Source organism: Pyruvatibacter mobilis, from assembly GCF_012848855.1.
GTDB classification, from domain to species: Bacteria; Pseudomonadota; Alphaproteobacteria; order CGMCC-115125; family CGMCC-115125; genus Pyruvatibacter; species Pyruvatibacter mobilis.
Genome location: NZ_CP051630.1, coordinates 2,007,581 through 2,021,923, shown reverse-complemented (window position 1 = coordinate 2,021,923; position 14,343 = coordinate 2,007,581). Strand labels below are relative to the sequence as shown.

The window sequence follows — 14,343 nt, the reverse complement described above, 5'->3', positions numbered from 1 at the left end:
TTATTCCGCGCTGGCGGATCGTTTCCCGCGCCCCCGCCCCGGCAGGCCGACCACACGGTCACACCCGAAAGACTTGAGGAATTTCAATGGATTATCTTGAAAAAGACGGCATTCGCTTCGCGGCTCCCCTGGTGGAGTTCGTGGACAGCAAATGCATTCCCGGTTCCGGCCTGACGGCGGACGCGTTCTGGGCGGGTGCGGCCAAGATCTTCAAGGAGTTCTCCGGCGAGAACGACCGTCTGCTCCAGGTTCGCGAAGACCTGCAGGCCAAGATCGATGCCTGGCACGGAGCCAATCCCGGCCCGATCACTGACCACGATGCCTATGAGGCCTTCCTGCGCGAGATCGGCTACATCGTCCCGGAACCCGAGCCGTTCCAGATCACCACTGCCAATGTGGACCCGGAAATCGCCACCATGGCCGGCCCGCAGCTCGTGGTGCCGTCGCTGAATGCGCGTTTCGTGCTCAATGCCGCCAATGCCCGCTGGGGCAGCCTCTATGATGCCTTCTACGGCACCGACGCCCTGCCGGGCGAAGCCAAGGGCCCGGGCTACGACGAAGAGCGTGGTGCCCAGGTGGTCGACAAGGCCAAGAGCCTGCTCGACGAGTTCGTGCCGCTTGCCTCTGGCTCCCACAAGGATGTGACAGGCTACAAGGTCGTCAACGGCGCGCTTGAGCCGGCCCTGAAGGATCCGTCCCTGTTCGCGGGCTTCACCGGCCTGCCGGACAACCCCGACAGCGTGCTGTTCAAGCAGAACGGCCTGCATATCCAGGTCCTGATCGACCGCTCCACCAATGTGGGCTCCACCGATCCCGCCGGTGTCACCGACATCCTGATGGAAGCCGCGCTGACCACCATCGTGGACCTTGAAGATTCCGTCGCCGCCGTTGACTGCACCGACAAGATCGACGCCTACACCAACTGGCTCGGCCTGATGAACGGCGATCTGGAAGAAACCTTCCAGAAGGGCGGCAAGCCGCTGACCCGCAGCCTCAATGGCGACAAGGACATCACCACGCCGGACGGCAAGGCCAAGACCCTGCAGGGCCGTTCCACGCTGCTGGTGCGCAATGTGGGTCACCTGATGAAGACCGAAGCCGTGCTGCTGGAAGACGGCAGCCAGGCTCCGGAAGGCGTCATGGATGCCCTCATCACCAACCTCATCTCCCTGCGCGACGTCGGCCCCGAAGGCCGCCGCGTCAACAGCCCGGCCGGCTCCATCTACGTGGTGAAGCCCAAGATGCATGGTCCGGAGGAAGTGGCCTTCACTGATCGCCTGTTTGCCGCGGTCGAAGACTTGCTCGGCCTCGCGCGCAACACCATCAAGGTGGGCGTGATGGACGAAGAGCGCCGCACCTCGGCCAACCTCGCCGCCTGCATCAAGGCCGTGTCGGGCCGCATCGTGTTCATCAACACGGGCTTCCTCGACCGCACCGGCGACGAGATCCACACCAGCATGAAGGCCGGGGCGATGATCCCGAAGACCGACATGAAGGGCACCGACTGGATCGCCGCTTATGAAGAGCGCAACGTGGCCATCGGCCTCGCCTGCGGTCTCTCCGGCAAGGCGCAGATCGGCAAGGGCATGTGGGCAGCACCCGACCGCATGGGCGACATGCTGGAGCAGAAGATCGGCCACCCCAAGACCGGCGCCAACACCGCCTGGGTGCCGAGCCCGACGGCCGCCACTCTGCATGCCATCCACTATCACCAGGTGGACGTGATGGGCCTGCGCGACGAAATCGCCAAGAAGCCGTGCCCGTCGCTCAAGCCGCTGCTGTCCGTGCCGCTCGCAAAAGACACCAACTGGCCGGCGGATGTTGTCGAGCGTGAGCTTGAGAACAACGCCCAGGGCATCCTCGGCTACGTGGTGCGCTGGATCGACCAGGGCGTCGGCTGCTCCAAGGTGCCGGACATCAACGACATCGGCCTGATGGAAGACCGCGCCACCCTGCGCATCTCCTCCCAGCACATGGCCAACTGGCTGATGCACGGCATCTGCACCAAGGAGCAGGTGGACGCAGCCTTTGAGCGCATGGCCAAGAAGGTGGACGAGCAGAACGCGGGCGACGCCGCCTATGAGCCGATGGCGCCGAAGTTCGACGGCCTGGCGTTCGAGGCCTCCAAGGCACTCGTCTTCGAAGGCGCCGTGCAGCCGTCCGGCTACACCGAGCCGCTGCTGCACGCCTTCCGCGTGAAGAAGAAGGCCGAACAGGGCGCCTGAGGCACCTTGCGCGCCTGACGCTCTGACACTACAACCAGCCGCCGGGGACGCATGGTCATCCGTATCAGGATGATCGCGCTGCCCCGGCGGTTTTGTTTTGCGCCCCGGCCTGCGGCAGAACACTCGCAGGCTGGTTCTTTGTAGTGGCATGGGCAGCGGTCAGGTGATGTTCGATCCGCAGCACGTGATGGGTCACCCGTTCAAGCCAGCGAATGCTGTCGAGGCAGGCAACTGCGTCGGCCGCACCCGTCTCCCGCGCCGCAGCACTTTCGATGATCCGCGCACGGTAGGGTCGGTGGGCGTCGATCAGCCTCCGCTCCAGCAAGCGCAGCAGCGCCTCATTGCGCGCGTCATAGGGCCGCCGCACCGCCCGCTTGAACACGCGGCCCGCCATGTGGCTGAAGCGCGACAGGTTCTTTTCCCGGTGCAGCTGCAAGAGCCGGTCGTCCTGCCGGCACCGGTGCACCAGCCGTTGCAGGTGATCGAGCGCGTGGATGGCGGCGAGATAACGGAGATAGGCTGCCGGCTGATCCGGCGTCGCGCGCACATTGGTCAGATACAGGGCCGTGGCCTCGATGGCCTTGCCGAACTCGTCAAACCGCCCCTCGGACAGAACCGGCTGCGCATGGGTGGTCGACGGGCGCAGCAGCCAGGGCCGCAGGCTCGCCAGCGTCCGCACATAGACCGCCCGCGTCGTCGCAATGGCAGCATCCACAGCCGCCGCCGGGTCCTGGTGCAGCTTCGGCTCCAGCCGCCGCGTCAGTTGCGGCCCCTGTTCGGGGAACAGCCAGATGATCAGCCGGGCAAACGCCCCCGCAAAGGGCAGCACCACGATCACCCCGGCCAGGTTGAAGAAGCTGTGAAATGCCACCAGCGCCACTTCCGCTGAACGGGACGGGTCCGCCGCCAGCCAGCCGGTCGCCGCATGGGAGAATGGCACCAGCACGATGAAGGCGAAGATGCCGGTCATCAGATTGTAGATGACATGGGCAAACCCCGTACGCCGGGTCTCCGTGCCGCCGCCGATGGTCGCCAGCGCCGCCGTCACCGTCGTGCCGATATCCATGCCGATCACCAGGGCGGCAGCCTGGGGCAGGGAGATGGCCCCCGCATTCAGCGCCACCAAAGCCGTCGCCACGCCCGCGCTTGAGGATTGCGTAACCAGCGTGATCAGAATGCCGATGCCCACAAGCTGCAGGCGGCCGAAGAACGTGTCGCCGGGAAAATCCGTCGGCGTCAGTTCGCCTTCAAGCCCGGCCATGCCCTGCTGCATGGCGTCGATACCGAGAAACAGCAGGCTGAACCCTGCCAGCGCCCAGCCCGCCTGCCGCGCCCGTCCCTTGGCAAACAGCCTCATCAGCACGCCGATGGGCAGCAGCGCCATGGCAAACAGCCCGAGCTGAAACTTGAAGCCCAGCAGCGCCACCATCCAGCCGGTGATCGTGGTGCCGAGATTGGCCCCGAAGATGATGCCCAGCCCCTGCGAGAATGTGATGAGCCCCGCACCGACAAAGCCGACGGCAGTCACCGTGGTGGCGCTGGAGGACTGGATGACAGCCGTTGCCACAGCACCCGCCATGGCGCCCTTGGTCGGCGTGTCCGTGAAACGGATCAGCATCTTGCGCAGCCCTTCGGCGGCAAGCTCCCGCAGACCTTCGGTGAAGATGACCATGCCGAGCAGGAAAAGTCCGACACCCGCAATCGCGGCCATGAGTTCCAGTGTCATGATGCGGCCAGAGTATCACGCCGCACTGAGTGCATCACTGAACTGGATCAATCCGGCGTCGGACGTTACGTCACGCATGACAAAGGCCCCGTCCGGATATCCGGGCGGGGCCTTCTCATATCTGTCCCGATCAGTATCGGGGTCGCGGGCGCTGATTAATTGACTTCGGTCTCAGCGTCGTTGTCGACCGCCGCGGGGTCCTGACCGTCCGGCTCATCGTCCGGCATCTCGATGTCGACATCCGGAAGCGTGATTTCTTCTTCCGTGGTCGTCACTTCCGGAACCGGGACGGTAGTTTCCTGGGTGCCGATCTCGACGTCAGGCGTCTCCACCTCGATTTCCGGGGCGCGCAGTTCGCCTTCCACTTCCACGTCCGGCACATTGCCGCCTTCAACACTCACATCGACATCCGGCAGGCGCGTTTCGCCCTCGAGATTGACCTCGGGCATTTCGCCTTCCTCTTCAACGTCAACGTCACAGGCAGCAACGCCGGTCATCAGGGCGGCGGCCAGAACAATCTTGCCATACTTCATGTGTCCATCTGGGCCGTTGCACCGGCCCACTCCTCTTGAGTGTAAATCCGGGAATGAAACCCCCAAGCCGCCCAAAAGGTTCCGGCGCGCCGCGTCAAAACCCGTTTCCGGCAATGGAAGTCCGGTCGCGACAGGCCCAAAGGCCCCGGATTCAGCGGCTTTCCGCCGCCGCGGCCAAATGTGCTGGCAATTCCGCACGCCGGTGATACGCTTTCACTGACAAAAAATCAGAATACCGTCAGGGAAGGACATTTCATGAGCATGGCTGATGACAGCAGGACCGCCGCCGGCATCGACTTTGACGCCGATGCCCTGCGCGAGAAGTACCGCGCCGAGCGCGACAAGCGCCTGCGGACAGACGGCAATGATCAGTACCGGGAAGTTACCGGTGATCTTGCCCACTATGTCGAAGACCCCTATGTCGATGCGCCCCTCGACCGCGCCCCGCTGACCGACGAGGTGGATGTCGCGGTGATCGGCGGCGGCTTCGGCGGCCTGCTCGCAGGTGCCGAGCTGCGCAAGGCCGGCGTCAAGAACCTGCGCATGATCGAGAAGGGCGGAGATTTCGGCGGCACCTGGTACTGGAACCGCTATCCCGGTGCCGCCTGCGACATTGAAAGCTATGTCTATCTGCCGCTGCTCGAGGAAACGGGCTTCATGCCCGAGCGCAAATATTCCCGCGCCGCGGAGATCCTCGACCACAGCCGCCGCATCGCCCGCAAATATGATCTCTATGACAATGCCTGCCTGCAGACCGAAGTCACCGATATGTGGTGGGATGAGGACGCGTCCCGCTGGGTGATCGAGACCAATCGCGGCGACCGGATGCGGGCGCATTTCGTCGTCATGTCCAATGGCCCGCTGCACCGGCCCAAGCTGCCCGGCATCAAGGGCGTGGAAAGCTTCAAGGGGCATTCCTTCCACACCAGCCGCTGGGACTATGACTATACCGGCGGCGGCCCGGAAGGCGGGCTCGACAGGCTGGCCGACAAGACCGTGGGCATCATCGGCACCGGCGCAACGGCGGTGCAGTGCGTCCCCCATCTGGCCGCAGGCGCAAAGCAGCTCTACGTCTTCCAGCGCACGCCGTCCTCCATTGATGTGCGTAACGACCGCCCGACCGATTACGACTGGGCAAAGACCCTCGAGCCGGGCTGGCACAAGCACCGCATGGAGAATTTCAACATTCTCGTCTCCGGCGGCTTCGCCAGCGAAGACCTGGTGAATGACGGCTGGACCGACATCATCCGCAACCTCCTGTTCATCGCCAGCCAGGGCGACAACAAGAACCTGTCGCCGAAGGAACTGGCCGACCTCGCCGAGCTCGCTGACTTCAAGAAGATGGAACAGGTCCGCGCCCGCGTGGACGAGGTGATCAAGGACCCGGCAACGGCTGAGGCGCTCAAGCCCTGGTACCGCCAGTTCTGCAAGCGCCCCTGCTTCCACGATGATTACCTGGCCGCCTTCAACCGCCCCAATGTTGAGCTGGTGGATACCCAGGGCCAGGGCGTGGACAAGATCACCGAGGATGCCGTCTGGGCCAATGGCAAGGAGTACAAGGTCGATTGCCTGATCTACGCCACGGGTTTCGAGGTGGGCACCGACTACACCCGCCGCGCAGGCTACGACCTCAAGGGCCGGGGCGGCCTCACCCTGTCGCAGAAATGGGCAGACGGCATGCGCACGCTTTACGGCATGAATGTGCGCGACTTCCCCAATGTCTTCATCATGGGGCCTGCCCAGGCCGGGTTCACCGCCAATTACCCGCATCTGCTGCTCGAGCAGGCCGTGCACATTTCCTATGTCATTGATGAAGCGCGCAAGCGCCAGGCCCGGATCGTTCAGCCTACGGAAGAGGCTGAGAGCGGCTGGGTGCAGACCATCATCGACAATGCCGCCCTGCGGCGGAAGTTCCTCGAGGAATGCACCCCCGGCTATTACAACAATGAAGGCAAGCCTGCCGACCGCAGCGAACAGAACGCGTCCTACGGCGCAGGGTCGGTCAAATATTTCGAGATTCTCGAAGACTGGCGCAAGGCAGGCAAACTCGACGGGCTGGAGATCGCCTAACCGTTAGGCATCTTCAGCTGGTCCAGATCGTCCGGCGTATTGATATTGGCAAAGGACCCGTCAAGGTCCCTGGCCGTCACATGCCGGACGACGGCCTTGCCATCCAAAAGCGCCCGGGTCAGTGACAGCTTGCCGTCGCCGGTCAGCTGCGCCTCTACCTGCGTGGCGAGCCCCACGGGCCAAAGAGCGCAGGCCGCTTCCAGCCGGTCATCAACCGCAAGCACATGCGGTGCGTCGTCCGGCGGGCCCAGCAGGGTCAGCAGGTTCATCGGCAGTTTCGGCACGTCGCAGGGCGCGGTGAGGACGTGGGTGTAGCCCTCCGCCCGCGCCCAGCGCATGGCCGACGCCAGCCCGGCCAGCGGTCCCTTATCCTTGTGTGGGGCGTCATCAAGGCAGGGCAGGGCAAGACCGTAATCGGTCCTTGCCCCGGCCAGGGCCAGCATCCGCACCTGCCACGCCAGCCGCGACGCCACCTGAGCGATCATCATCCGCCCGTTCAGCAGTTCAGCCGCCTTGTCGCAGCCGAAGCGGCGGCTGGCGCCTCCGGCAAAGATGACCCCCGCAACGGACGGGGAGGGGGACACAGGCAATGTCATGCGACGGGCACCTCGTCAGCCAGTTTGCGTAACTGGTCGATCACCATGTCTTCGTGGTCCAGCGCCTTGCCGCCGGGCGTGGTGGCCCGCCCCAGCGCCATGCCGATCATCGTCTCCCCCGCCATCCGGTAAAACGCTTCCGCCTCCGCGCTCGAGCCGATCCTGTCGCGCAGGGCGGAATTCTCGCTGATCGTGAAAACCTTCTTGTAGGCCGCAATCGCCAGCCATAACCCGTCGCCCAGTTTCGGGTCGTTGCGCGCCGCCAGCCACACTTCAATCACCGCCTTGAACTCCGGACGGCTGATCTTGCTCCAGGCAAAATCAAGCCAGTCGCTCAGCTTCTCGAATTGGGGAGTGTCCTCGATGGGCACGAAGAAGCGCTCATAGGCATCGCTCATGGCCGCTGCCAGCACGTCCGGCAAATCCTTGAAATGATGCAGCAGTGCCCCCCGCGTCACTCCCGCCCGGCGGCATATCTCAACCGTGGTCGTCCGCGCATAGCCGTGGTCAATCAGGCTGCTGATCGTGGCGTCCAGCAGCTTCCGGCGCATCTCGCTCGATCTCGCCGCCTGGGACCGGCGCCCGGGTTTTTTCTCCTGAACCATCTTGTTTTTCTACCACGCACGCAGATAGGATGGAAGAAACATGCATGAATGTATGTAAATAAGTTTGCTGATCTGCCCTGCGCGCCACAGGTCCGGCAGGCCCGTTTCCGCGGCCGGTCCGCGACCGGAGGCATGGGGCATCTCACAATCATGCGATGAGACCTATGCTAGGCTTGCTTGAGAGTGGAAGATTGGCGAGGCGTATGTCACCTCAGGCGCGCCGAAATCAGGAAAGGGCAGGGAAGCGTGATTGATCCGTTCGGCCGCAGCGTCACCTATCTGCGCCTGTCCGTCACGGACCGGTGCGACCTGCGCTGCACCTACTGCATGGCCGAGAAGATGACCTTCCTGCCGAAGCGCGAATTGCTGACGCTGGAGGAGCTGGACAGGCTCGCCACCGCGTTCATCGACAAGGGCATCCGCAAGCTGCGCATCACCGGCGGTGAGCCGCTCGTCCGCCGCGATGTCATGAGCTTCATCGAAGCCATGTCCCGCCATCTCGACAGTGGCGCGCTGGATGAACTGACCCTCACCACCAATGGCACCCTGCTTGAAAAATTCGCACCCCGCCTGGCGAGTGCCGGTGTCCGCCGTCTCAATGTCTCTATCGATAGTCTTGATCCGGACAAATATGCCCGCATCACCCGTGGCGGTGACCTTGCCAAGGTGCTGGATGGCATCAAGGCCGCAACTGCTGAAGGCATGCGCATCAAGATCAACGCGGTGGCCCTGAAGCAGGACAATGCGGGCGAACTGCCAGCAATGGTCGAATGGGCTCACGGCCACGGCCACGACATCACCATCATCGAAGCCATGCCCATGGGCGAGATCAGCGATGACCGGTTCGATCAGTATCTGCCGCTGAGCGTGGTCCGCGAAAACCTTGAAAGCCGCTGGACGCTGACGCCGCTGGCCCACCGTACGGGTGGCCCCGCGCGCTATGTGAAGGTCGAGGAAACCGGCGGTCAGCTCGGCTTCATCACACCGCTCACCCACAATTTCTGCGAAGGCTGCAACCGCGTCCGCCTCACCTGTACCGGCCAGCTCTATATGTGCCTCGGCCAGGAGGACAAGGCGGATCTGCGGGCGGTCATGCGGGATAATCCGGGGTCTGATGAAGCACTGATCGCAGCAATTGACGAAGCGATCAGCCGCAAGCCCAAGGGCCATGATTTCGTGATCGACCGCCCCGGCAGCGCACCTGCCGTACCGCGCCACATGTCCGTCACCGGTGGCTGACCGGAAGGCGGCTGACCAGAGTGTGAGTGTCAGTCCCGCCCGCCGGGAATGGCCGTGAGCGTGATGACGCTGCCCTCGCGATAGACCTCAAGCCGCGCCTTCTTGCCCAGTTGCTCCGCCGTCAGCAGCCGGTGCAGATCATCCACGCCGCCCACTTCCTGCCCGCCAAAGGACAGGATGATGTCGCCGGGCGCGAGCCCGGCCTGGGCCGCCGGCGTGCCGGCTTCCATCTGCGCCACGCGGATTGCGCCCATGGTCTTGCGCTTGAGTTCCCGCCGCAGGCGCTGCGGCAGTTCGATGGTCTGCGCCCCCAGGCCCAGATAGCTCCGCCGTACCTTGCCGTATTTGAGGATTTCCCCCACCACATATTTCGCCGTGTTGGACGCGATGGCGAAACACAGCCCCTGCGCCCCAGCAATGACGGCGGTGTTGATGCCCACGACAAGCCCGTCCGGCGTCACCAGCGGCCCGCCTGAGTTGCCCGGGTTCAGCGGGGCATCCGTCTGCAATACGTCGTCGATCAACCGGCCGGACTGGCTGCGCAGGGACCGGCCGAGCGCTGAAATTACCCCGGTCGTCACCGTGCAGTCAAACCCCAGCGGATTACCGATCGCGATCACCAATTGCCCCTGCCGCAGGGCCGAGCTGTCGCCCAGCTCAGCCCATTCGCGATGCTTGCCGGGCAGCCGCACGATGGCAATGTCCGTGTCCGGATCAGCGCCCACCACCTCCGCCTCGGCTTCCGTCCCGTCCCGGTAGATCGCCTTCAGCACCCGCGCGCCGTTCACCACATGGCTGTTGGTCAGCGCATAGCCGTCCGGCGTGAAGATGAAGCCTGAACCCGAGCCGGTGGCCTGGCCCATCGGCGTGGGCTTGCCCTCCACCTGCAGATGCACCACCGAGCCGGTGACGGCATCAGCGGCATCCGCCACTGCCTGGCTGTAGGCGTCCAGCGGATTGCCGTTACGGCGGCGCGGTTTCTTTGCTCTGTTGCGCGGCGAGAACAGACCCAACGCAAGTCCTCCATCCACAAGGCGGAAATGATCCCGGTTCCGATGTCGAGTTTGTCGGCAGGGCGGTCGGGTGACAACCACAACCGCAAACCCGGCATAGCAGCATCACATCTCAGCAAAATCACACCGGCGCAATTCCCTGCGCAAGAGTCGGTTAATTCGAGCTGGAATAAGCTATGCTGCGCGTGGGAAGTGAGTCTCTTCCCGCAGGGGGCGGTCCGGGAGCCTTGGCAGGGTGCCGCGGGACCGCGTGAGGGGCAGTTTTAGTTTCAAAGTCTGTATGGTGTATCCGATCGAGAATGCGGCGCCGGCCTTGCTGTCGCCTGATAATCAGAAATTGCTGGACCACTGGATCGCCCTGAGGGGCAGCGAGCCATTGCCCCGGCGATCACATTTTGACCCGATGGCCATCCCGGCCTTCCTTCCATACACCGTCATGCTCGAACCCACGGCGCCGGGCGTGGCGCTGATCCGCACCTTCGGCAGCGAGCTTGTGCGGCGGCTGGGCCTCGACCCCACCGGCGAAAACCTGCTCACGCTCTATCCAGCCGATGAAAGCGCGGATATCGCGTCCTATTGGGAGCAGCTTGTGTCGGAGAAGCTGGTTGGCGCATCCCAGACCCAGTGGTCCACGACCTCGGGCTATCAGGTGACATCCGAAAATCTCTGGCTGCCCTTCCTCGGCGACGACGGCACGATCACCCGTGTGCTCGGCTCGATCCGTGAGATCACCGAGGAAATGGCGCCGACGGAAGATCTCGGCGGCTCAGTCAGCAATGCCCACCGAGCTTCCCAGCGGGGCTGCTACCGTTTCTGACACCGCAGCCACAAATCGGTGACTTGAAAGTGACCGCCGGGCTGTCAATCTAGCCTTGCAGACAGGTTCTCTGCTGCGCTGGAGACGGGCTGGGTGATGTCTTTGCTGCGCTGGCTGTTTGGCCGCCCGCATTCCCGACCTAGGTTGGATAACGACCCATCGTCTCCCATGGCGGCGCCGGACTGGGCGCCCGTGCCTGATGGTGCTGTGCCTGAGGGCACATCGGCAGTGTCTGTCTCGCATTCCGTGGGTCCCCACCTCGCGGATGAGCGCGTCTCCCTGGCCCCGGCGGCTCCGACAGAAGAAAGAAGAACCACCATGAAAGCATCAGACCTTTTTGTCCGCTGCCTGGAAGAAGAGGGCATCACCCACATCTTCGGCGTGCCCGGCGAGGAAAATGCCGACTTCATGATGTCGCTCGAAAACTCGTCGATCCAGTTCATCCTCACCCGGCATGAGCAGGGCGCAGCCTTCATGGCGGAAGTCTATGGCCGCCTCACCGGCAACCCCGCAGGCTGTCTGGGCACGCTTGGCCCCGGTGCCACCAACCTCATCACCGGCGTCGCCGATGCGAACATGGACCGCGCGCCCATGCTGGTGCTGACCGGGCAGGGCGCCACCGCCCGCCAGCACAAGGAAAGCCACCAGATCATGGACGTGGTCGGCATGTATGAGCCGGTCACCAAATGGGCCTATTCAGTCCACCACGCCGACGCGATCCCTGAGATCATCCGCAAGGCCGTGCGCGTGGCCCGCACCGAAAAGCCCGGTGCCGTGCTGGTGGAATTGCCCGAAGACGTGGCCAAGCACGAAACCGACCGCGCGCCCATGGAACCGCGCCGCTTCCGGCGCCCCGGCCCTGACGACAAGATCGCCGACCGCGCCTTCGACATGCTGCGCAACGCCAAGCGGCCGCTGATCATTGCCGGCAACGGCGCGATCCGGAAGCGCGCCTCGTCCCAGCTGCGCACCCTGTGTGAGCGCACCGGCATCGGCGTGCTCTCCACCTTCATGGGCAAGGGCGCCGTTGATATGGATGCGGATTATTGCCTCTACACCATCGGCCTCGGCCAGCGGGATATCGGCTCGCTCGCCATCGAGGATGCCGACCTCATCATCACCCTCGGCTATGACATGGTGGAGTACCACCCGCATCTGTGGAACCCGGGCGGCAAGAAGGACATCATCCATATCGATTTCCTCCCCGCGGAGATCGACCGGAACTATCACCCCACCTGCGAGTTGGTAGGGGACGTGGCGCATTCCCTGTGGATGCTCAACGAGCGCGTCTGGCGCTTCAAGGATCAGCTCGACTTCGACCTTGAGCCCCAGCGCAAGATCCGTCACCGGATGAAGGAGGAGCTTGAGCTTCACGCGAGCGACGACACCGAAGGCGCAATCCGCCCGCAGAAGGCCCTGTGGGATGTGCGCCAGGCCCTGGGCAAGGACGACATCCTCCTGTCCGGCGTCGGCGCCCACAAGATGTGGATCGCCCGCCATTTCCAGTGTCATGAACCCAATACCTGCCTCATCCCCAACGGCTTCTGCTCCATGGGCATGCCGCTGCCGGGGGCCATTGCCGCCCACATGGTGGCACCGGACCGCAAGATCTTCGCCATCGCTGGCGATGGGGATTTCATGATGAACGTGCAGGAAATGGAGACCGCCAGCCGCATGAACTCCGACATCACCGTCATGGTGTGGGAGGACGGCGGCTACGGCCTCATCTCCTGGAAGCAGGACAATGAGTTCAACCGCCATACCAATCTGAGTTTCACCAATCCGGATTGGCTCAAGCTGGCCGATGCTTTCGGCTGGCACGGCCAGTATGTCGCCAATGCTCGTGACCTGAAGGGAGCACTCGCAGATGCCCTCGCGCACAAGGGGCCTTCTCTCGTGGTTATTCCCATCGACTACCGGGAAAACGCCCTCCTCACCCAGCGCCTCGGACAGATCGACGTCAACATCTGACGCCCCGCCGTCAGACCCCGTCCTGTCCGGGCCGGACAATCCTCCGGCGCCGCCACGTCCCAACGGCAACAAGGAGACGCAGATGTCAGAGCACAGCCTGAAGAGCGAATACCCCTATTACCTGGCAAACGAGCCCCGCCAGCCCAACACCGATCTCGAGGTGGAAGACAAATATACCGGTGAGGTCGCCACCCGCGTCGCGCTTGCCGATGAGGCGGCGATTGATGAAGCCATTGCCGCAGCTGTCGAGGCGGCTGAACCCATGGCGAAGATGAAAGCCTATGAGCGCCGCGAGATCCTCGACCATTGCGTGAAGCGCTTTACCGAGCGGCAGGAAGAGCTTGCCCGTGCCCTGTGCATCGAAGCTGGCAAGCCCATCAAGGACGCGCGCGGCGAGGTCACCCGCCTTATCGAGACCTTCCGCATCGCCGCAGGTGAGGCCGAGCGCATCTATGGCGAAGTGATGCCGCTGGACAATGCCGAGCGCGCGTCAGGCTATCGCGGCATGTGGAAGCGCGTGCCCATCGGCCCGTGCTCCTTCATCTCGCCCTTCAACTTTCCGCTCAACCTGGCCGCCCACAAGGTGGCCCCGGCGCTGGCAGCCGGCTGCCCCTTCATTCTCAAGCCTGCGAGCCTCACGCCCATCGGCGCGCTGATCATCGGCGAGACGCTGGCGGAAACCGATCTGCCCAAGGGCGCGTTCTCCATTCTGCCCTGCCGCCGCGACGGTGCCCGCCTGTTCACCGAGGATGACCGCCTCAAGCTCCTCAGCTTCACCGGCTCTGCGGAAGTCGGCTGGGACCTCAAGGCCAAGGCCGGCCGCAAGCCGGTGATCCTCGAACTCGGCGGCAACGCGGCCTGCATCGTCGATGAGGATGCCGATCTTGAAGACGCCGTGGAGCGGATGATCTTCGGCGCCTTCTACCAGTCAGGCCAGAGCTGCATCGGCGTCCAGCGCATCCTGGTGCACGAGAAGGTCTATGACGACTTCAAGGCCCGCTTCGTCGAGGCCGCCTCGAAGTTGAAGGCAGGGAACCCCCACGACGAAGACACCTTCATCGGCCCGATGATCTCCGAAAAGGAAGCCGAGCGGCTGCATGGCTGGATCAAGGACGCCGAAGAAAAGGGCGCCAAAATCCTCACCGGCGGCAAGCTCGACGGCAAGATGCTGCAGGCCACCATCATGGAAGATGTACCCGACGGCTGCGATGCCGTGCGGGAGGAAGCTTTCGGCCCACTGGCCGTGCTGTCGCGCTTTGACGATTTCGAAGCCGCCCTGCACAAGGTCAATGACAGCCGCTATGGCCTTCAGGCGGGCGTTTTCACCCGCGACCTCTACAAGACCATGCAGGCCTGGGACATTCTTGATGTCGGCGGCGTGGTCGTCGGTGACGTGCCGTCCTGGCGTGTCGACCACATGCCCTATGGCGGCGTGAAGGATTCAGGCCTCGGTCGCGAGGGCATCCGCTGGGCCATCGAGGACATGACCGAAACCCGCCTCCTGGTGATCCGCGACCCCTCATAGGCCGCGCACCTCACTGGTTGCAG

Annotated in this window: 11 protein-coding genes; 6 read left to right on the top strand and 5 right to left on the bottom strand. The window is 63.8% G+C overall.

Translation table 11 applies throughout. The features are described from left to right. Nucleotides 1–86 precede the first annotated feature (86 nt). Nucleotides 87–2,225 (top strand): malate synthase G, encoded by a 2,139-nt coding sequence (locus HG718_RS09420; protein WP_160587304.1) that lies wholly within the window; start codon nucleotides 87–89, stop codon nucleotides 2,223–2,225. Between the two features lie 64 nt (nucleotides 2,226–2,289). Here the strand turns inward: HG718_RS09420 and HG718_RS09415 are convergent, their stop codons facing one another. Both HG718_RS09415 and HG718_RS09410 read right to left on the bottom strand, forming a co-directional pair. After that, entirely contained in the window at nucleotides 2,290–3,951 is a 1,662-nt protein-coding gene (locus HG718_RS09415) for a Na/Pi cotransporter family protein (protein WP_160587305.1), read from the bottom strand. A gap of 155 nt (nucleotides 3,952–4,106) precedes the next feature. Then, nucleotides 4,107–4,484, bottom strand: a complete 378-nt coding sequence (locus tag HG718_RS09410; RefSeq protein WP_160587306.1) for a hypothetical protein — start codon at nucleotides 4,482–4,484, stop codon at nucleotides 4,107–4,109. A 255-nt stretch (nucleotides 4,485–4,739) separates the two neighbouring features. On the opposite strand from HG718_RS09410, the gene HG718_RS09405 reads away from it, so the two are divergent. Beyond that, nucleotides 4,740–6,554, top strand: a complete 1,815-nt coding sequence (locus HG718_RS09405; RefSeq protein WP_205345654.1) for a flavin-containing monooxygenase — start codon at nucleotides 4,740–4,742, stop codon at nucleotides 6,552–6,554. Here the strand turns inward: HG718_RS09405 and mobA are convergent. Then, entirely contained in the window at nucleotides 6,551–7,150 is a 600-nt protein-coding gene (gene mobA / locus HG718_RS09400; protein WP_160587307.1) for a molybdenum cofactor guanylyltransferase, read from the bottom strand. The two genes, HG718_RS09405 and mobA, sit on opposite strands and share 4 nt — an antisense overlap. Further along, nucleotides 7,147–7,701, bottom strand: coding sequence for a TetR/AcrR family transcriptional regulator (locus tag HG718_RS09395; RefSeq protein WP_160587308.1), 555 nt, complete (start codon nucleotides 7,699–7,701; stop codon nucleotides 7,147–7,149). The genes mobA and HG718_RS09395 overlap by 4 nt, the downstream gene beginning before the upstream one ends. 279 nt (nucleotides 7,702–7,980) lie before the next feature. Between HG718_RS09395 and moaA the strand changes: the two genes are divergently transcribed. After that, nucleotides 7,981–8,994 carry a GTP 3',8-cyclase MoaA gene (gene moaA / locus HG718_RS09390; RefSeq protein WP_373868331.1) on the top strand — a complete coding sequence of 338 codons (1,014 nt, stop codon included), beginning with the start codon at nucleotides 7,981–7,983 and terminating at the stop codon, nucleotides 8,992–8,994. Nucleotides 8,995–9,023: 29 nt separating this feature from the next. Here moaA and HG718_RS09385 read toward each other — a convergent pair whose 3' ends face one another. Further along, complete coding sequence (locus HG718_RS09385) at nucleotides 9,024–10,007, bottom strand: S1C family serine protease (RefSeq protein WP_160587310.1); 984 nt, start codon at nucleotides 10,005–10,007, stop codon at nucleotides 9,024–9,026. Between the two features lie 280 nt (nucleotides 10,008–10,287). Between HG718_RS09385 and HG718_RS09380 the strand changes: the two genes are divergently transcribed. The 3 genes from HG718_RS09380 (at nucleotide 10,288) to HG718_RS09370 (ending at nucleotide 14,320) form a co-directional block, all read left to right on the top strand. Further along, nucleotides 10,288–10,824 (top strand): PAS domain-containing protein, encoded by a 537-nt coding sequence (locus tag HG718_RS09380; RefSeq protein WP_160587311.1) that lies wholly within the window; start codon nucleotides 10,288–10,290, stop codon nucleotides 10,822–10,824. 318 nt (nucleotides 10,825–11,142) lie between these two features. Further along, a complete protein-coding gene (locus tag HG718_RS09375; protein ID WP_160587312.1) occupies nucleotides 11,143–12,795 on the top strand; it encodes an acetolactate synthase large subunit in 1,653 nt (550 codons plus the stop codon). Between the two features lie 82 nt (nucleotides 12,796–12,877). Further along, nucleotides 12,878–14,320 (top strand): aldehyde dehydrogenase family protein, encoded by a 1,443-nt coding sequence (locus HG718_RS09370; protein WP_160587313.1) that lies wholly within the window; start codon nucleotides 12,878–12,880, stop codon nucleotides 14,318–14,320. Nucleotides 14,321–14,343 lie beyond the last annotated feature (23 nt).

What these genes read in the sequence shown, in the direction of transcription:
- HG718_RS09420 (WP_160587304.1), top strand. Translation starts at nt 87, where the DNA reads ATGGATTATCTTGAAAAAGACGGCATTCGCTTCGCGGCTCCCCTGGTG.
- HG718_RS09415 (WP_160587305.1), bottom strand. Translation starts at nt 3,951, where the DNA reads ATGACACTGGAACTCATGGCCGCGATTGCGGGTGTCGGACTTTTCCTG.
- HG718_RS09410 (WP_160587306.1), bottom strand. Translation starts at nt 4,484, where the DNA reads ATGAAGTATGGCAAGATTGTTCTGGCCGCCGCCCTGATGACCGGCGTT.
- HG718_RS09405 (WP_205345654.1), top strand. Translation starts at nt 4,740, where the DNA reads ATGAGCATGGCTGATGACAGCAGGACCGCCGCCGGCATCGACTTTGAC.
- mobA (WP_160587307.1), bottom strand. Translation starts at nt 7,150, where the DNA reads ATGACATTGCCTGTGTCCCCCTCCCCGTCCGTTGCGGGGGTCATCTTT.
- HG718_RS09395 (WP_160587308.1), bottom strand. Translation starts at nt 7,701, where the DNA reads ATGCGCCGGAAGCTGCTGGACGCCACGATCAGCAGCCTGATTGACCAC.
- HG718_RS09380 (WP_160587311.1), top strand. Translation starts at nt 10,288, where the DNA reads ATGGTGTATCCGATCGAGAATGCGGCGCCGGCCTTGCTGTCGCCTGAT.
- HG718_RS09375 (WP_160587312.1), top strand. Translation starts at nt 11,143, where the DNA reads ATGAAAGCATCAGACCTTTTTGTCCGCTGCCTGGAAGAAGAGGGCATC.
- HG718_RS09370 (WP_160587313.1), top strand. Translation starts at nt 12,878, where the DNA reads ATGTCAGAGCACAGCCTGAAGAGCGAATACCCCTATTACCTGGCAAAC.